The sequence below is a fragment of the Burkholderia ubonensis subsp. mesacidophila genome (assembly GCF_002097715.1).
In the GTDB taxonomy this organism is placed as follows: Bacteria; Pseudomonadota; Gammaproteobacteria; order Burkholderiales; family Burkholderiaceae; genus Burkholderia; species Burkholderia mesacidophila.
In genome coordinates, this window is record NZ_CP020737.1 from 697,824 (window position 1) to 715,395 (window position 17,572).

At 67.3% G+C, this 17,572-nt stretch carries 16 protein-coding genes; 12 read left to right on the forward strand and 4 right to left on the reverse strand.

All coding sequences use genetic code 11. The features are described 5' to 3' along the window. Positions 1-21: 21 nt before the first annotated feature. From eda to B7P44_RS03360, 3 genes are all read left to right on the forward strand, one after another. The gene (eda, locus tag B7P44_RS03345; RefSeq protein WP_084900652.1) at positions 22-648 is read left to right on the forward strand and encodes a bifunctional 4-hydroxy-2-oxoglutarate aldolase/2-dehydro-3-deoxy-phosphogluconate aldolase; all 627 of its coding nucleotides are present in this window, start codon (positions 22-24) and stop codon (positions 646-648) included. A gap of 240 nt (positions 649-888) precedes the next feature. Beyond that, positions 889-2,250, forward strand: a complete 1,362-nt coding sequence (locus tag B7P44_RS03355; RefSeq protein ID WP_084900655.1) for a GntP family permease — start codon at positions 889-891, stop codon at positions 2,248-2,250. Positions 2,251-2,263: 13 nt separating this feature from the next. Next, entirely contained in the window at positions 2,264-2,767 is a 504-nt protein-coding gene (locus B7P44_RS03360) for a gluconokinase (RefSeq protein WP_084900656.1), read from the forward strand. A gap of 52 nt (positions 2,768-2,819) precedes the next feature. Here the strand turns inward: B7P44_RS03360 and B7P44_RS03365 are convergent, their stop codons facing one another. Further along, positions 2,820-3,476, reverse strand: coding sequence for a TetR/AcrR family transcriptional regulator (locus B7P44_RS03365; RefSeq protein WP_084900659.1), 657 nt, complete (start codon positions 3,474-3,476; stop codon positions 2,820-2,822). 288 nt (positions 3,477-3,764) lie between these two features. Here B7P44_RS03365 and B7P44_RS03370 point away from each other — a divergent pair, with 288 nt between their 5' ends. Further along, complete coding sequence (locus B7P44_RS03370; RefSeq protein WP_084900663.1) at positions 3,765-5,183, forward strand: NAD(P)/FAD-dependent oxidoreductase; 1,419 nt, start codon at positions 3,765-3,767, stop codon at positions 5,181-5,183. An 84-nt stretch (positions 5,184-5,267) separates the two neighbouring features. Here B7P44_RS03370 and purB read toward each other — a convergent pair whose 3' ends face one another. Both purB and B7P44_RS03380 read right to left on the reverse strand, forming a co-directional pair. Further along, positions 5,268-6,656 carry an adenylosuccinate lyase gene (gene purB / locus B7P44_RS03375; RefSeq protein WP_084900664.1) on the reverse strand — a complete coding sequence of 463 codons (1,389 nt, stop codon included), beginning with the start codon at positions 6,654-6,656 and terminating at the stop codon, positions 5,268-5,270. A 175-nt stretch (positions 6,657-6,831) separates the two neighbouring features. Beyond that, positions 6,832-8,235 carry an MFS transporter gene (locus B7P44_RS03380; RefSeq protein WP_084900667.1) on the reverse strand — a complete coding sequence of 468 codons (1,404 nt, stop codon included), beginning with the start codon at positions 8,233-8,235 and terminating at the stop codon, positions 6,832-6,834. A gap of 371 nt (positions 8,236-8,606) precedes the next feature. Here B7P44_RS03380 and B7P44_RS03385 point away from each other — a divergent pair, with 371 nt between their 5' ends. The 6 genes from B7P44_RS03385 to B7P44_RS03410 all read left to right on the forward strand — a co-directional run bounded on the left by B7P44_RS03385 (position 8,607) and on the right by B7P44_RS03410 (position 14,382). Next, positions 8,607-9,560 carry a LysR substrate-binding domain-containing protein gene (locus B7P44_RS03385; RefSeq protein WP_084900669.1) on the forward strand — a complete coding sequence of 318 codons (954 nt, stop codon included), beginning with the start codon at positions 8,607-8,609 and terminating at the stop codon, positions 9,558-9,560. 198 nt (positions 9,561-9,758) lie between these two features. Continuing rightward, positions 9,759-11,045, forward strand: coding sequence for a Glu/Leu/Phe/Val family dehydrogenase (locus B7P44_RS03390; RefSeq protein ID WP_084900671.1), 1,287 nt, complete (start codon positions 9,759-9,761; stop codon positions 11,043-11,045). 219 nt (positions 11,046-11,264) lie between these two features. Further along, positions 11,265-12,158, forward strand: a complete 894-nt coding sequence (locus tag B7P44_RS03395) for a glutamate/aspartate ABC transporter substrate-binding protein (protein WP_084906364.1) — start codon at positions 11,265-11,267, stop codon at positions 12,156-12,158. Positions 12,159-12,242: 84 nt separating this feature from the next. Beyond that, the gene (locus B7P44_RS03400; protein WP_084900673.1) at positions 12,243-12,983 is read left to right on the forward strand and encodes an amino acid ABC transporter permease; all 741 of its coding nucleotides are present in this window, start codon (positions 12,243-12,245) and stop codon (positions 12,981-12,983) included. Beyond that, positions 12,983-13,660 (forward strand): glutamate/aspartate ABC transporter permease GltK, encoded by a 678-nt coding sequence (gene gltK / locus B7P44_RS03405; RefSeq protein ID WP_084900676.1) that lies wholly within the window; start codon positions 12,983-12,985, stop codon positions 13,658-13,660. Before B7P44_RS03400 ends, gltK begins: the two co-directional genes overlap by 1 nt. Then, positions 13,657-14,382: an amino acid ABC transporter ATP-binding protein gene (locus B7P44_RS03410; RefSeq protein WP_084900678.1), complete on the forward strand. Its 726-nt coding sequence runs from the start codon at positions 13,657-13,659 to the stop codon at positions 14,380-14,382. The genes gltK and B7P44_RS03410 overlap by 4 nt, the downstream gene beginning before the upstream one ends. 100 nt (positions 14,383-14,482) lie before the next feature. Here B7P44_RS03410 and B7P44_RS03415 read toward each other — a convergent pair whose 3' ends face one another. Then, on the reverse strand, positions 14,483-15,391 hold the full coding sequence (locus tag B7P44_RS03415) for a class II glutamine amidotransferase (RefSeq protein WP_084900680.1): 909 nt from the start codon (positions 15,389-15,391) through the stop codon (positions 14,483-14,485). 212 nt (positions 15,392-15,603) lie between these two features. Here B7P44_RS03415 and pyrC point away from each other — a divergent pair, with 212 nt between their 5' ends. Both pyrC and B7P44_RS03425 read left to right on the forward strand, forming a co-directional pair. Beyond that, positions 15,604-16,668, forward strand: coding sequence for a dihydroorotase (pyrC, locus tag B7P44_RS03420; RefSeq protein ID WP_084900683.1), 1,065 nt, complete (start codon positions 15,604-15,606; stop codon positions 16,666-16,668). Further along, positions 16,665-17,549: a DUF3025 domain-containing protein gene (locus B7P44_RS03425; protein WP_084900686.1), complete on the forward strand. Its 885-nt coding sequence runs from the start codon at positions 16,665-16,667 to the stop codon at positions 17,547-17,549. The genes pyrC and B7P44_RS03425 overlap by 4 nt, the downstream gene beginning before the upstream one ends. The last annotated feature ends 23 nt before the right edge of the window (positions 17,550-17,572 follow it).

Consider the following 17,572-nt stretch of genomic DNA (forward strand, 5'->3'; position numbering starts at 1 on the left):
GAGATTCAAGGAGAGGTATCGATGAAGACGATTGGCGAAATCGTGAAGCTGGGCCCGGTGATTCCGGTGCTCGCATTCGACTCGGTCGAGCAGGGCGAAAATGTGTCGCGTGCGCTGCACGCGGGCGGCGTGAAGGTGCTCGAGATCACGCTGCGCACCGCGGCGGGCCTGGAAGCGATCGAACGCGCGAGCCAGCTCGCGGACGACATCGTCGTCGGCGTCGGCACGATCACGAAGCCCGAGCATTGCGCGCAGGCGAAGAAGGCCGGCGCGCAGTTCGGCGTGTCGCCGGGCCTGACGAAGGACCTGCACCTCGCCGCGCTCGATGCGGGCCTGCCGCTGCTGCCGGGCGTGATGACGCCCAGCGACATCATCCAGGCGCTCGAATTCGGCTACGAGATCGTCAAGTTCTTCCCGGCCCAGCAGGCGGGCGGCGTGCCGATGCTGCAGGCGTTCCAAGGACCGTTCCCCGCGCTGAAGTTCTGCCCGACGGGCGGCATCACGGTCGACACCGCGCCGAATTTCCTCAAGCTGCCGAACGTCGTGTGCGTCGGCGGCTCATGGCTGACCCCGAAGGCGGCGCTCGCCGCGCAGGACTGGGCGGAAGTCACGCGCCTCGCGCAAGCCGCCAGCCAGCTCTCCCGCTGAACTTGTACGAAATGGCAATTCAACCCTCGGTCGAACAGCGCTTAGTGTTTGTTTTGCCGAGGGTTTTTGCTGATGGAACCGGTTCTATCGCTCGACGTTAAAGATAAGTAAAATTCAGCGTCCTGACGGCGGGGTGGCACCCTGCCATTTCGGAGACCTGCATAGCCGGGCATACTCGCAAGCAGCCTTGCGCATCGCGTGAGGCGGCCCGGTTCGAATAAATCGCAAGGAGGAGTCCACATGGGCGCTGTCCAGGGCAGCACGCTGCTCATTTTCACCGTGATCGCGATCGTTGCGCTGATCGTGATGATCGCGCGGTTCAAGATCTATCCGTTCCTGGTCCTCATCATCGTGTCGCTCGGCCTCGGTCTGGTCGTCGGCATGCCGATGGACAAGATCGTCAAGTCGTTCGAGGCGGGTACCGGCGGCACGCTCGGCCACATCGCGATCGTCGTCGGCCTCGGCACGATGCTCGGCAAGATGATGGCCGAATCGGGCGGCGCGGAACGGATCGCGACCACGCTGATCGACTGGTTCGGGGAAAAGAACATCCACTGGGCGATGATGTTCGTCGCGATCATCGTCGGCCTGCCGGTGTTCTTCGAAGTCGGCTTCGTGCTGCTGATCCCGATCGCGTTCAACGTCGCGAAGCGCACCGGCAAGTCGCTGCTGGTCGTCGGCCTGCCGATGGTCGCCGGCCTGTCGGTCGTGCACGGCCTGATTCCGCCGCACCCGGCCGCGCTGCTCGCGGTTCAGCAATACGGCGCCGACATCGGCAAGACGATCGCGTTCGGCCTGATCGTCGGCGTGCCGACCGCGATCGTCGCCGGTCCGCTGTTCGCGCTGACGATCTCGAAGTTCGTGAAGCTGCCGGAAAGCAACCCGCTCGCCGCGCAATTCGTCGAATCGCACGTCGAAGGCAAGAAGCGCGAGCTGCCGAGCTTCGGCATCACGCTGTTCACGATCCTGCTGCCGGTGATCCTGATGCTGGTCGGCAGCTGGGCCGACCTCGTGTTCGCACCGAAGACGCTGCCGAACAACCTGCTGCGTTTCGCCGGCAACTCGGACGTCGCGCTGCTGATCGCGGTGCTCGTGAGCTTCTTCACGTTCGGCCGGCTGCAGGGCTTCAACCGCGAGCAGATCCAGAAGTTCTGCGGCGAGTGCCTGGCGCCGATCGCGGGGATTACGCTGATCGTCGGCGCGGGCGGCGGCTTTGGGGGTATCCTGCGTGACAGCGGGATTTCGCAGCAGATCGTCGCAACCGCGACGCAGGCGCACCTGTCGCCGCTGCTGCTCGGCTGGTTCGTCGCGGCGCTGATTCGTCTGGCCACGGGTTCGGCGACGGTCGCGATGACGACCGCCTGCGGCATCGTCGCGCCGATCGCGGCCGCGTCGGGCGTGACGGTTCGTCCGGAACTGCTGGTGCTGGCGACGGGATCGGGTTCGCTGATCTTCTCGCACGTCAACGACGGCGGCTTCTGGCTGATCAAGGAGTATTTCGGGATGACGGTCGGTCAGACGTTCAAGACGTGGACGCTGCTCGAAACGATCATCTCGGTGCTCGGCCTCACGTTTACGCTGGTGCTGAGCGCGTTTCTGTAACAAGGGGTAGTCAATGATTCTGATCGCAATGGGCGTGTCGGGCGCGGGCAAGTCGCGAATCGGCGAGATGCTGGCGGAACGCCTGTCGTGCAGCTATACCGACGGCGACGCGTTTCACAGCGCCGCCAACAAGGAAAAGATGCACCAGGGCATTCCGTTGACCGACGACGACCGCTGGCCGTGGCTGCAGACGATCCGTGCGGCCATCGAGGACAAGCAGCGCGCGGGCGAGACGGCCGTCTTCACCTGCTCGTCGCTGAAGCGTTCGTACCGCGACGTGCTGCGCGGCAACGACGCCGATGTGCGGTTCGTGTACCTGAAGGGCTCGTTCGACGTGCTGCACGAGCGCCTGAAGAGCCGCACCGGCCATTTCTTCGATCCGTCGCTGCTGCAGAGCCAGCTCGACACGCTCGAGGAGCCGGGCCCGGACGAAGCGATCGAGGTCAGCATCGAGCTGACGCCCGAACAGATCGTCGATCACGTGATCCGGACGATCGGCGTCGCGCAGCAGCACTGAGCGCGGTTCGCGGCAATCGGACAGGCAAGGGCGCCCCTCGGGGCGCCCTTGCTCATTCTGCGGCCGGTGATTGGGCGTGGTGTGCGATGCCGTCGAGCAGCACGTCGAGCATCGTGTCGTGCACGACGGCCGGGTCGAGGCGCGCGTAGAGCGGCACGGCGGATTTCACGAGCGGGTGGCCGGCGTCGGACAGCGCGTCGATTTCCGCGAGCTCGACGTCGTTGGCCGGCCGCGTCAGGCCGCCGGCTTCGGCCGCGGCGAGCCCGATCACGCTCGCATACCAGCCGACGCACACGCACGGCCGCGCCGCGCGCGGGATGCCGGCGTCGGCCAGTGCGCGGTGCACGGCCTCGATGTGCGCGAGATCGGCGGGCCCGGTGCTGACGTGACGCTGCAGCAGGCCGAACGCGGCCGGATAGCGCAGCGCGAGCCCGCGGTACTGGCGCGCGAGGTCGCGCAGCCGGTCGCGCCACGGCAGGCTGTCGTCGGTTGGCGTCAGCGAGCGCGACAGCGCATTCGCGATCGCCCGGCTCAGCCCTTCCTTCGACTTGAAGTGATAGAGCACGCTCATCGGATCGCAGCCGACCGTCTGCGCGAGCTTGCGCACGCTGAATGCCGCTTCGCCGACGTCTTCGAGCAGCGTCAGCGCGGCCGCGACGATCGCGTCCTTGTCGAGGCCGCGCGGGCCTTGGGCGGGTTTGTCCTTCATCGGTGCGGGAGATCGGCCGGTGCGCGCCAGGATGTGCACCGAGCCATATGCTTGACGAAAGCATATTCTACACTGTAGAATTATTTCTGCGGTGTAGAAATTGGGTGTCCCGGCACCTTTCAATACGTGCTTTCGCACAGTCCGGGATTCAGGCGACACGAGCGTGTCCGCCGTCAACACGGGCCATTGCGCCCCTTTTCTCGTTGACACCCATGTGGAACCGGCTGCCCCACCCGCGAAGCCCGAACGGCTCTTCGACAGGCGGCCCAAGACCATGCAAGTGCAAACATGACTTCGAACCAACCCCTGATTCAGGACGAATCGCGCTTTGAACAAACGCAACTGAACATCGAGAAGGACAACTGGAACTGGTGCGACCCGGCCCGTTACGACGGCGAGCGCCCGGCCAACTGGTACGAGGCGTCGCTGACGCCGTGGCGCAACAGCGCGCCGCTCGCGCGCGACGCCGTGTGCGACGTGCTGGTGATCGGCGGCGGCCTGCTCGGCGCGTCCGCGGCGCTGCACCTTGCCGAGGCGGGCGTCGATACGATTCTCGTCGACAAGCATCACATCGGATCGGCCGCTTCGGGCCGCAACGGCGGCCAGCTGACCCCGGGCCTCGCGCGCTGGGAAGCGGGCGACATGATCGAGCAGCTGTCGCACGACGACGCGAAGCGCCTGTGGCGTTTCGCTTCGGCCGAGTCGATGGACCTGATCGACGCGATCGGCGCGCGCTACGCGCTCGACCTCGACCGCAAGCGCGGCCACGTCACGGCGGCGGTCCATCCCGGCCACATGAGCGCGCTGCTCGACGGCGCGGATGCGCGCCGCAGCCTCGGCGACGCAAGCGTGACGCTGGCCGGCAAGCATCAGTTGCAGGACGAATACGTGCGCTCGGCGCTGTACTACGGCGCGGCGATCGACGCGCTGGGCGGCCAGGTCCACCCGCTCGCGCTGGTGCGCGGCCTCGTCCACGGTTTCCGCAGGAACGGCGGCGAGCTGTACGAGGGCACCGAGGTGCTCGAGCTCGACGAGACGCCGGACGGCGTCGTCGCGACCACCGCGGGCGGGACGATCACCGCGCGCAAGGGCGTCGTGCTCGCGCTGCACAACGCAACCTTCCGGCTGCTCGACGACGGTGGTGCGACGACCGTGCCGTTCTTCACGTACGTGAGCGTGACGGCGCCGCTCGACGTCGACGTCGCGACGCTGATGCCGGCCGGCATGCCCGTGTACGACACGCAGTTCCAGATCGACTACTACCGGCCGGTGCGCGGCAATCGCCTGCTGTTCGGCGGGCAGGGCACCGGCACCTGCTGGGCGCAGCCGGACGTCAACGCGTACCTGCTGACCCGGCTGAACACGGTGTTCCCGCAATATGACGGCCGCTTCGCGCTGGATTACTGCTGGAGCGGCGTCAGCGATTTCACGCTGAACGGCGCGACGGACAGCCGCAAGACCGACGGCCGCGTGCCGATGTACATGGTGCAGGGCTGGAGCGGCCACGGGGTCGCGCAGACGGTGCGGATCGGCAAGGCGATCTGCGACGACTTCGTCGGCCGCAACGACGATTTCTCGATGCTGACCGGCATCGATCACCGCGCGATTCCGCTTGGCCGCCAGCTGTCGCCGATCGCGATTCCGGCGGCGAAGGCCGCGATGAGCGTGATGACGGCGCTGAATCCGGGGAAGATGATCTCGTTCTGATCGTGCAACGCGGATCGCAGGCCGCACAAACGAAAACGCCCGATGCGCGATGCATCGGGCGTTTTTCCTTGGCGCGGCGCGGTGTTACGCGATCCGCTTCGCGAGTTCGACGGCCTTGCCGATGTACGACGCGGGCGTCATCGCGAGCAGGCGATCCTTCGCGTCCTGCGGGATCGCGAGCGTGCCGACGAACTGCTGCAGCGCTTCGCGCGTGATGCCCTTGCCGCGCGTCAGTTCCTTCAGCTGCTCGTACGGGTTCTCGATGCCGTAGCGGCGCATCACCGTCTGCACCGGCTCGGCGAGCACTTCCCAGCAGTTGTCGAGGTCTTCGTTCAGGCGCTGCGGATTCACTTCGAGCTTGTCGAGGCCGCGGATCAGCGAGTCGTACGCGAGCAGCGAGTAGCCGAGCGCGACGCCCATGTTGCGCAGCACCGTCGAGTCGGTGAGGTCGCGCTGCCAGCGCGACACCGGCAGCTTGTCGGCGAGGTGGCGCAGCGTTGCGTTCGCGAGGCCGAGGTTGCCTTCCGAGTTCTCGAAGTCGATCGGGTTGACCTTGTGCGGCATCGTCGACGAGCCGATTTCGCCGGCCTTCGTCTTCTGCTTGAAGTAGCCGACCGAGATGTAGCCCCACACGTCGCGGTCGAGGTCGAGCAGGATCGTGTTCGCGCGCGCGACCGCGTCGAACAGCTCGGCCATGTAGTCGTGCGGCTCGATCTGGATCGTGTACGGGTTGAACGTGAGCTTCAGGCGGTTCTCGATCACGTCGCGCGAGAACGCTTCCCAGTCAAATTCCGGATACGCGGACAGGTGCGCGTTGAAGTTGCCGACCGCGCCGTTCATCTTGCCGAGGATCTCGACCTTCTCGATGCGGGCGATTGCGCGCGCGAGGCGCGCGGCGACGTTCGCGAGCTCCTTGCCGAGCGTCGTCGGGCTGGCCGGCTGGCCGTGCGTGCGCGACAGCATCGGCTGGTCGGCGAGCGCGTGCGCGAGCGCGACGAGGCGCTGGTGGACCGTGCGCAGCGCCGGCAGGATCACGTGCTCGCGCGCGCCGGCGAGCATCATGCCGTGCGACGTGTTGTTGATGTCCTCGGACGTGCACGCGAAGTGGATGAATTCGCTTGCCTTCTCGAGTTCGGCCTGGCCCTTCACCGATTCCTTCAGCCAGTATTCGACGGCCTTCACGTCGTGGTTCGTCACGCGCTCGATGTCCTTGATGCGCGCCGCGTCGTGCGCGGTGAAGCGCTCGACGAGCTGCAGCAGGAACTGTTCGGCGGCGTCGGAGAAGCGCGGGACTTCCGCGAAGCCGGCGCGCGACAGCGCGATCAGCCAGTGCACCTCGACGGTGACGCGGTGGCGCATGAAGGCGGCTTCGGAGAGCCAGTCGCGCAGCGCTTCGGTCTTGCTGGCGTAGCGGCCGTCGATGGGCGAGAGCGCGGTGAGGGCGAAAAGCGTATCGGGACGAGTGTCGGACATGATCGGGCGGGCCTTGGGGCCGGGTCGAACGAGGGGGAGGAGAATCCGCAATTTTACCATCGGCGCGGGGCGGCCCCCCAACCGCGCGGCGAGCGCCGCCCGGCCCGGCTGTCCGGCGGGTGCGCGCGGGCGTTCCGCCGGCAGCGTACGCGCCGCCGCCGGCCTGCGCCGCGCGCTATTCGGCCACGCTCGCCGTGCCGCCCAGCGCGACCGGCACCGCGTTCGCGGGCGCGGCAACGCCGGCCGGCGACGCCCAGCGCAGCCACGGCGCGCGCAGCAGCACGAGCGCGCCGCACGCGCACGCGGCGAGCACGCCGAACGTCGCGAACCCAAGCTGGTAGCTGCCGGTGCTTTCCTTCGCGATGCCCATCACGACCGGCAGGTAGAAGCCGCCGATCCCCCCCGCCGCGCCGACGATGCCCGACAGCAGGCCCGTCTTGCCCGGCCAGCGGTGCGGCACCAGCTGGAACGTCGCGCCGTTGCCGAGCCCGAACGCGATGTACAGGCAGATCAGGAGCGCGATGCCGCCCGTGACCGGCGGCATCCACGCGGCGAACGCGAGGTCGGCGGCGGCGATCGCGGCGAGCAGCACGGTCAGCGCGCGCACGCCGGTGACGCGGTCGGCGAGATGCCCGCCGATCGGCCGCACGATCGCACCGAGGAACGCGAGCAGCGACATGAACAGGCCGGCCTCGATCTTCGGCATCTGGTAGAGCGTCGTGAGCAGCAGCGTCACGTACGACGACATGCCGACGAAGCCGCCGAACGTGATGCTGTAGATCAGCATGATGACCCACGTGTCGCGCTCGGCGAGCACCGCGCGGTAGCGCGCGGGCAGCACCGCGATCGCGAGCAGCGCGCCCATCGCAGGCAGCAGCAGCACGCCGGCCTTGCCGGCGCCGAACAGCCCGCCGTGCACCGCGAGCACGAGCGCGACGAGGCCGGCGAGCGTGACCGCGAACGCGCCGAGCGCGCGCGGCGCGCTGCCCGATTTCTCGCCGCGGTCGTCGGCCCACGCGAACAGCGCGAAGCCGGCGATCGCGAGCAGCGGCAGCGCGGCGGCGGTCGAGAACTGCCAGCCGAGGGCGGCCGCGATGTGCGGGAACATGAAGCCGTCGAGCACCGCGCCGATGTTGCCGGCCGCGGCCAGGCCGAGCACGAGGCCCTGCACCTTCGGCGGATAGCTGCTGCCTGCCATCGGCAGCGCGACCGCGAAGCTCGCGCCGCCGATCCCGAGGAACACGCCGAGCACGAGCAGCAGCGCATACGACGGCGTGCCGGGCACGCACGGCAGCACGACCGCGGGCAGCGCGGACAGCAGCACGCCCATCAGCGCGACGCGCCGGCCGTTCGCGGACTGGTACAGGTTGCCGAGCGTGACGCGCAGGATCGCGGCGGCGAGCACCGGCACCGCGACGAGAAAGCCCTGCTGCGCGGCGGACATCGGGATGTCCTTGCCGATGAACGGAGCGAGCGGGCCATATAGCACCCAGACGGTGAATCCGGTGTCGAAATACAGGAAGCACGCGAGCAGCGAACGCCAGTTGCCGCTCAGCAGGGAAGTGCGCAGGTTCTTCATCGGTGGGGCCTCTTCGGGTTGCCGGCCGCAAGGCCAGGCGAGGTCGGACGGACGAAACGCCGGACGGGGCGGTCCGGGCATCCGTGCCGCAATGTTCGTGCCAACCATCGGCAAGTTTTGCCGGGCGAGGCGTGCGGCCCGCTGCGGCAACGGGCGGCGGGAATCTCCGGCCGCCGGCGCGGGCGTGGCGCCGGCACCGCGCGCGTGCGTCCGGCGCGGCGCTGGTGCGGCAATGCACGACGCGCGTGATGCGCGGCGCACGGCATGAGGGCGTGCATGCCGGGCGGGCGGCCCCGCCGGCGCCGCACCGGCCCCGGCGCGCCGGTAGAATGCAGGCTTCTTCCTGATCGCCGCCCGCCGCGGCCGCCCGCATGGAACTGAAATGGCTCGAAGACTTCGTCTCGCTCGCGGAGACGCGCAGCTTTAGCCGGTCCGCCGAACTGCGGCATGTGTCGCAGCCGGCGTTCTCGCGCCGCATCCAGGCGCTCGAGGCGTGGCTCGCGACCGAACTGATCGATCGTTCGGTCTATCCGACCCGCCTCACGCAGGCCGGCCAGATCTTCTACGAGCAGGCGCTGACGATGCTGTCGCAGGCCCACGAGGCGAGGACACTGTTGCGCGGCCACGTCGGCGCGCCGGTGCCGACGATCGAGTTCGCGGTGCCGCATACGCTGTCGCTCACCTATTTCCCGCGCTGGCTGCAGCGCATCGAGGCGAAGATGGGGCCGGTTCACACGCGGCTGCGCGCGCTGAACGTGCACGACGCGGTGCTGTCGCTCGTCGAGGGCGGCTGCGATCTCGTGATGGGCTATCACCATCCGAGCCACCCGGTCGCGCTCGACCCCGCGCGCTACGACATGCTGACGCTCGGCAGCGAGCCGATCAGCCCGTTCTCGGCGCCGGGCCGCGCGGGGCGGCCGCGCTACACGCTGCCGGGCGCGGCCGATGCGCGCGTGCCGTACCTGTCGTATACGCCGAACGCGTATCTCGGCCGGATGACCGAGGTGATCATCGCGAACGCGCCGACGCCGCTGTTCCTCGACCGCGTATACGAAACCGACATGGCGGAAGGGCTGAAGGCGATGGCGCTCGCCGGCCACGGCATCGCGTTCCTGCCGCACAGCGCGGTCGAGGACGCGGTCGCGGGCGGCCGGCTGATCCGGCTCGATCGCGCGGTGCGCGGCGGCGCGTATCCGTTCACGCTGACGATGGAGATCCGGCTGTACTGCGACAAGCTCGCGCTGCAGGGCGACGAGCCGCGGCAGAAGCTGGTGCGGGCGCTGTGGGACGTGGTGAGCGACGAGCTGCGCGAGGCGGCGGGCTGATATGACTCCCGCACGGCCGACACGATTTTCGGCGCACCGGATGCAGGGCCGATCGCGGCCGTTCTTGCGCAAATCGACCGCGTATTTGCGAAAAATCGCGATCATGCAGGAAACGCATAATCGAATAAGCAAACGGCATTGGATTAAAGAAACGGGTTTTTCGACAATGTGCGCCATCCGTTGACCGTTGGAGAATCCATGTCTTCGCAACAGCAGTCCATCCCGTCCTACTTGCACGCCGACGATCTCGGCCCGTGGGGCAACTACCTTCAGCAAGTCGATCGCGTCGCGCCGTACCTCGGTTCGCTGTCGCGCTGGCTCGAAACGCTGAAGCGTCCGAAGCGCATCCTGGTCGTCGACGTGCCGATCGAGCTCGACAACGGCACCGTCGCGCACTTCGAGGGCTATCGCGTGCAGCACAACGTGTCGCGCGGCCCGGGCAAGGGCGGCGTGCGTTACCACCAGGACGTGACGCTGTCGGAAGTGATGGCGCTGTCCGCGTGGATGTCGGTGAAGAACGCCGCAGTGAACGTGCCGTACGGCGGCGCGAAGGGCGGCATCCGCGTCGACCCGCGCAAGCTGTCGCGTGGTGAGCTCGAGCGCGTGACGCGCCGCTACACCAGCGAAATCGGCATCATCATCGGCCCGAACACCGACATTCCGGCGCCGGACGTCAACACCAACGAACAGGTGATGGCGTGGATGATGGACACGTACTCGATGAACCAGGGCCAGACGGCCACCGGCGTCGTGACCGGCAAGCCGATCTCGCTCGGCGGTTCGCTCGGCCGCAAGGAAGCAACGGGCCGCGGCGTGTTCGTCGTCGGCTCCGAAGCGGCGAAGAAGAAGGGTCTCGAAATCGCCGGCGCGCGCATCGCGGTGCAGGGCTTCGGCAACGTCGGCGGCATCGCGGCGAAGCTGTTCCAGGAAGCGGGCGCGAAGGTGATCGCGGTGCAGGATCACACCGGCACGATCTACCAGCCGGCCGGCCTCGACGCGAACAAGCTGCTCGACCACGTGGCCCGCACGGGCGGCGTCGCGGGCTTCGAGGGCTCGGAGCCGATGCCGAACGACGAGTTCTGGACGGTCGAGACCGACATCCTGATCCCGGCGGCGCTGGAAAACCAGATCACCGAGAAGAACGCAGCGAAGATCCGCACCAAGATCATCGTCGAAGGCGCGAACGGCCCGACGACGACCGCGGCGGACGACATCCTGACCGCGAACGGCGTGCTGGTGATCCCGGACGTGATCGCGAACGCGGGCGGCGTGACCGTGTCGTACTTCGAGTGGGTGCAGGACTTCTCGAGCTTCTTCTGGACGGAAGACGAGATCAACCACCGTCTGGAGCGCGTGATGCGCGAAGCGTTCGCCGGCGTGTGGGCGGTCGCGGAAGAGCACAAGGTGTCGGTGCGTACCGCGGCGTTCATCGTCGCGTGCAAGCGGATCCTGATGGCGCGCGAAATGCGCGGCCTGTACCCCTGATCGACTGACTTCGATCAGAACATGGCGCAATCCACCCGATTGCGACCATGACCCCCCGCGGGCGGCACCGGATCCGGTGCCGCCCGCTTGCGCATTCGGGCGCCCGGAGCCGGGAGGACGGCTTCGCACGGGGCGCGCCGCAGTGCGGAAAACAACCAGTACTTTCAGAAAAATTACTTTGATACACTGGCGCGGGTTTTAGCCAAGGAGATGAACAAAATGAAATACCACAAGGCAATCCTGATGGCCGCGGCGCTGTGTGCGTTCGCAAGCGGCGCGCATGCGCAGGAGACCGGCACGCTGAAGAAAATCAAGGACACGGGCGTGATCGCGCTGGGACACCGCGAATCGTCGATCCCGTTCTCCTACTACGACGAAAAGCAGCAAGTCGTCGGCTATTCGCGCGACTTCCAGCTGAAGGTCGTCGACGCGGTGAAGAAGAAGCTGAACCTGCCGAATCTGCAGGTGAAGAACATCCCGGTCACGTCGCAGAACCGCATTCCGCTCGTGCAGAACGGCACGGTCGACATCGAGTGCGGCTCGACGACCAACAATGCCGAACGCCAGCAGCAGGCCGCGTTCTCGGACACGATCTTCGTGATCGGCACGCGCCTGATGGCGAACAAGAGCGCGGGCATCAAGGATTTCGCGGACCTGAAGGGAAAGACCGTCGTGACGACGGCGGGCACGACGTCCGAGCGTCTGCTGCGCAAGATGAACAACGACAAGCAGATGGGCATGAACATCATCAGCGCGAAGGATCACGGCGATTCGTTCAATACGCTGGAATCGGGCCGCGCGGTGGCGTTCATGATGGACGACGCGCTGCTTGCGGGCGAGCGCGCGAAGGCGAAGAAGCCGGACGAATGGGTGATCGTCGGCACGCCGCAGTCGCAGGAAGCCTATGGCTGCATGATGCGCAAGGGCGACACGGAGTTCAAGAAGGTCGTCGACGACGCGATCGCGCAGGTCGAGAAGTCGGGAGAGGCCGCGAAGATCTACTCGAAGTGGTTTGAAAACCCGATCCCGCCGAAGGGGCTGAACCTGAAGTTCCCGCTCTCCGATGCGATGAAGAATCTCTACGCGAACCCGAACGACAAGGCCCTCGACTGACCACGCGTCCGTTGAAGCAGAGTTGACGCTGACGAAACGGAAGAGGCCACGCTTCTTCCGTTTCTTTTTGCAGGAGTCTTGTCCATGTCATACCACTGGAACTGGGGCATCTTCCTGAGCCCCGTATCGACCGGCGAGCCGACCACTTACTTCGGATGGCTGATGTCCGGGTTCTGGGTGACGCTCAAGGTGTCGCTCACCGCCTGGGTGATCGCGCTGATCGTCGGCTCGCTGTTCGGCGTGCTGCGCACCGTGCCGAACAAATGGCTGTCGGCGCTCGGCACGGTCTACGTGTCGATCTTCCGGAACATCCCGCTGATCGTGCAGTTCTTCGTCTGGTACCTCGTCGTGCCGGAACTGCTGCCGCCGTCGATCGGCACCTGGATCAAGCAGTTGCCGCCCGGCACGCAGTTCTTCACCGCGTCGATCGTCTGTCTCGGCCTGTTCACGGGCGCGCGCGTGTGCGAGCAGGTGCGCTCGGGCATCAACGCGCTGCCGAGGGGCCAGCGCGCCGCCGGGCTCGCGATGGGCTTCACGCAGTGGCAGACGTACCGCTACGTGCTGCTGCCGGTCGCGTACCGGATCATCGTGCCGCCGCTCACGTCGGAATTCCTGAACATCTTCAAGAATTCCGCGGTCGCGTCGACGATCGGCCTGCTCGACCTGTCCGCGCAGGCGCGCCAGCTCGTCGACTACACCGCGCAGACGTATGAATCGTTCATTGCCGTCACGCTCGCGTACGTGGTCATCAACCTCGTCGTGATGGCGTTCATGCGCTGGGTCGAAAGCAAGTCCCGGCTGCCCGGCTATATCGGAGGCAAGTGATGCATCAGTTCGACTGGAGTAGCATTCCCGGCGCGCTGCCGACGCTCTGGACGGGCGCGATCATCACGTTCCAGATCACGGCGCTCGCGATCGTCGTCGGCATCGTCTGGGGCACGCTGCTCGCGCTGATGCGGCTGTCGGGCGTCAAGCCGCTCGCGTGGTTCGCGCAGGGCTACGTGACGGTGTTCCGCTCGATCCCGCTCGTGATGGTGCTGCTGTGGTTCTTCCTGATCGTGCCGCAGCTGCTGCAGGGCGTGCTCGGGCTGTCGCCGACGATCGACATCCGGCTCGCGTCGGCGATGGTCGCGTTCTCGTTGTTCGAGGCCGCGTATTATTCCGAGATCATCCGCGCCGGCATCCAGGCGGTGCCGCGCGGGCAGGTGAACGCTGCGTTCGCGCTCGGCATGAACTATGCGCAGGCGATGCGCCTCGTGATCCTGCCGCAGGCCTTCCGCGCGATGGTGCCGCTGCTGCTCACGCAGGCGATCGTGCTGTTCCAGGACACGTCGCTCGTCTACGTGATCAGCCTTGCGGACTTCTTCCGCACGGCCGCCAACATCGGCGATCGCGACGGCACGAGCGTCGAGATGATCCTGTTCGCGGGTGCATGCTACTTCGTGATTTGCACGGTGGCGTCCGCCCTCGTCAAAGGTCTCCAGAAAAAGGTCACAAGATGATTTCCATCAAGAACGTTTCCAAGTGGTACGGCCAGTTTCAGGTCCTCACCGACTGCACGACCGAGGTCAAGAAAGGCGAGGTGGTCGTCGTCTGCGGTCCGTCGGGTTCGGGCAAGTCGACGCTGATCAAGACCGTGAACGGCCTCGAGCCGTTCCAGCAGGGCGAGATCCTCGTCAACGGCCAGTCGGTCGGCGACAAGAAGACGAACCTGTCGAAGCTGCGCTCGAAGGTCGGGATGGTGTTCCAGCACTTCGAGCTGTTCCCGCACCTGTCGATCACCGAGAACCTGACGCTCGCGCAGATCAAGGTGCTCGGCCGCGGCAAGGACGAGGCGGCCGAGAAGGGCATGAAGCTGCTCGACCGCGTCGGCCTGAAGGCGCACGCGCACAAGTATCCGGGCCAGCTGTCGGGCGGCCAGCAGCAGCGGGTCGCGATCGCGCGCGCGCTGTCGATGGACCCGATCGCGATGCTGTTCGACGAACCGACATCGGCGCTCGATCCCGAGATGATCAACGAGGTGCTCGACGTGATGGTCGAACTCGCGAAGGAAGGGATGACGATGATGGTCGTCACGCACGAGATGGGCTTCGCGAAGAAGGTCGCGCACCGCGTGATCTTCATGGACAAGGGCGCGATCGTCGAGGACGACCGCAAGGAAGACTTCTTCGCGAATCCGCGGTCGGACCGCGCGAAGGACTTCCTCGCGAAGATCCTGCACTGAGGCGGGCAGGGCGGCGGGGCCGTCCTTCGCATGCCGCTGCAAACGGAAACGCCCGGCGCTGCCGGGCGTTTTTTTCGTCTCCGCGTGTCGGGCCGCGGGTTCAGAAGTCGAACGCGTCTTCGCTGACGTCCGCCTCGACGGCCGGCAACGGCCGCGCGGGCGCGGACGCCGACGCCGACGCGTCGAGCGCCGGGTTGCGCAGCTTCTCGAGCACGGCGGGCGGCACCGGGATCTGCATTCGCGCGGCGACGTCGCCGCACTGGAACATGATCAGCTCGCCCGGCTCGAACGAGGTCCACACTTCGTTGTCGGTGAGCGGCTGCGTCGCGATCACCGCGACGCGGTCTTCCGGCGTCGTGTACTTCGCGAAGTCGATCGACAGGTCTTCGTCGACGAGGTGCGCGGTCGAGAACGGCCAGCGGCGCACGATGTAGTGCAGCCGCGTCGAGCAGTGCGCGAACAGCGCCTGGCCGTTCGACATCAGGAAGTTGAACACGCCGTGGTCGGTGATGCCGCGGGTCAGCTCGCCGACCCGCTCGAACAGCTCGGGCAGCGGCGGCTGCGCGCCGGGGAACGCTTCGCGCAGCCCCTGCATCAGCACGCAGAACGCGCGTTCGCTGTCGGTTGTGCCGACCGGGTGATAGACGCTGCCTTCCATGTCAGGCGCGTAGTCCTGCAGGTCGCCGTTATGCGCGAAGATCCAGTGCCGGCCCCACAGCTCGCGCATGAACGGGTGGCTGTTCTCGAGCAGGATATGGCCCTGCGTCGCCTTGCGGATGTGCGCGATCGTGTTCTTCGACTTGATCGGGTAGCGCTTGACCATTTCGGCGATCGGCGACGTGGCCGATGCCTGGTGATCGATGAACAAGCGGCAGGCCTTGTCCTCGAAGAAGGCGATGCCCCAGCCGTCGGCATGGTGGTCGGTGAGCCCGCCCCGGGCCGCGAAACCGGTGAACGAGAATGTGACGTCCGTCGGCGCGGCGCAGTTCATTCCTAGGAGTTGGCACATTTTACTTGGGACGGCAGGCTGAAGCGGGTAGCGGACCAGTTGGGACCGGGTGAACCCCGGTACAATATATGGTTCTAGCATATCACCGAGCCAACAGCGGTAAAAAGCGGATTCCGCCGACAAACGGCTCCGTGTTGCGGTTAGCCGTCAGCCGGCCCGCGCCGGCGGCATCCGGCACCGTTTTCCCGTTTCCGTTCCTCACGACGCCTCCTATGACTGCCTCGAACGCTTCCTCCCCGGCGACGCTGACGCTCGCCCGTCCCGACGACTGGCACCTGCACGTTCGCGACGGCGACATGCTGGCCGCCGTGCTGCCGCACACCGCGCGCCAGTTCGGCCGCGCGATCATCATGCCGAACCTGAAGCCGCCCGTGACGACCACCGCGCAGGCGCACGCGTACCGCGAGCGGATCCTGGCCGCGGTGCCGGCCGGCGTGACGTTCGAGCCGCTGATGACGCTGTACCTGACCGACAACACCCCGCCCGACGAGATCCGCCGCGCGCGCGAAAGCGGCTTCGTGCACGGCGTAAAGCTGTATCCGGCGGGCGCGACGACCAATTCGGACCACGGCGTGACCGATCTCGCGAAATGCGCGAAGACGCTGGAGGCGATGCAGGAAGCCGGGATGCCGCTGCTCGTGCACGGCGAGGTGACCGACGCGTCGATCGACCTGTTCGACCGCGAGAAGGTCTTCATCGACCGCGTGATGACGCCGCTGCGCCGCGATTTCCCGGGCCTGAAGGTCGTGTTCGAGCACATCACGACGAAGGACGCGGCCGACTACGTGCGCGACGCCGACGCGGCGCCGGGCCTGATCGGCGCGACGATCACCGCGCATCACCTGCTGTACAACCGCAACGCGATCTTCGTCGGCGGGATTCGCCCGCATTACTACTGCCTGCCGGTGCTCAAGCGCGAGACGCACCGCGTCGCGCTCGTCGAGGCGGCGACCTCGGGCAACCCGCGCTTCTTCCTCGGCACCGACAGCGCGCCGCATGCGCGCAACGCGAAGGAAGCCGCGTGCGGCTGCGCGGGCTGCTACACGGCGCTGCACGCGCTCGAGCTGTATGCGGAGGCGTTCGACAACGCCGGCGCGCTCGACAAGCTCGAAGGCTTCGCGAGCTTCTACGGCGCGGATTTCTACGGCCTTCCGCGTGCGACCGAGACGGTCACGCTGCGCCGCGAGCCGTGGGAGCTGCCGCTCGAGATCCTCGCGGGCGACACGCCGGTCGTGCCGCTGCGCGCGGGCGAATCGATCGGCTGGAAACTCGCGTGAACGCCGCGTCGCCGCACGCGGCCGGCCAGCCGGCCGACTGCGGTGCGGCGGCGTTCGCGCGGATCGACTGGTCCGCGCCGTGGCTTGCTGGCTTTGCCGCAACGGGGCGCGTCGTGCAGGCAGGCGCGCTCGACGGCGAGTCCGCGCTGCTCGCCGCGCTGAACGGCGCACTGAATGGCGCACTGAATGGCACGACGGGTGGCACGCCGCCCGTCACCGGACGCGGCGCGCCGCTGCGCTTCGTGCCGCAAGCCGACTTGCCGGCCGGCGTCGCGTACGAGACCCATATCGCCGCAACGGGCGGCGTGCCGACCCGGCACAATCTCCACGATTTCTTCAACGCGCTCGTCTGGTTCGCGTATCCGCGCATCAAGGCGGCGCTGAACGCGCGCCAGGCCGCGGCGATCGACACGGCAGGCGGCGTCGGGCCCGTGCGCGGCGCGTTGCGCGACGCGCTGACGCTGTTCGACGAGAATGCCGCGCTGTTCGTGACGGCCGATCCGGCACTCGCCGACGCGCTGCGCGGCTTCGACTGGCGCGCGCTGCTGGTGGCCGCGCGCGACGCGTGGGGCGCGCGCTGCGAGGTGCGGCTCGTCGGGCATGCGCTGCTCGAGAAGCTCGTCGCGCCGTACAAGTCCTGTACCGCGCACACGTGGATCGTCGAAGTGAGCGACGACTATTTTTCGTGGCCGGCCGAGCGCCGGGCCGCGCACGTCGATGCGCGGGTCGCGCAGATGCTCGTGACGCGCGACCTGACGAGCCGCGATTTCGCGCCGCTGCCGGTGCTGGGCGTGCCGGGCTGGTGCGAGGCGAACGCCGATCCCGGGTTCTACGACGATTCCGCGGTGTTTCGCAGCGGGCGGCGAACGCGGCCGCTGTAACGGCCGGCCGCACGGTGCTAGAA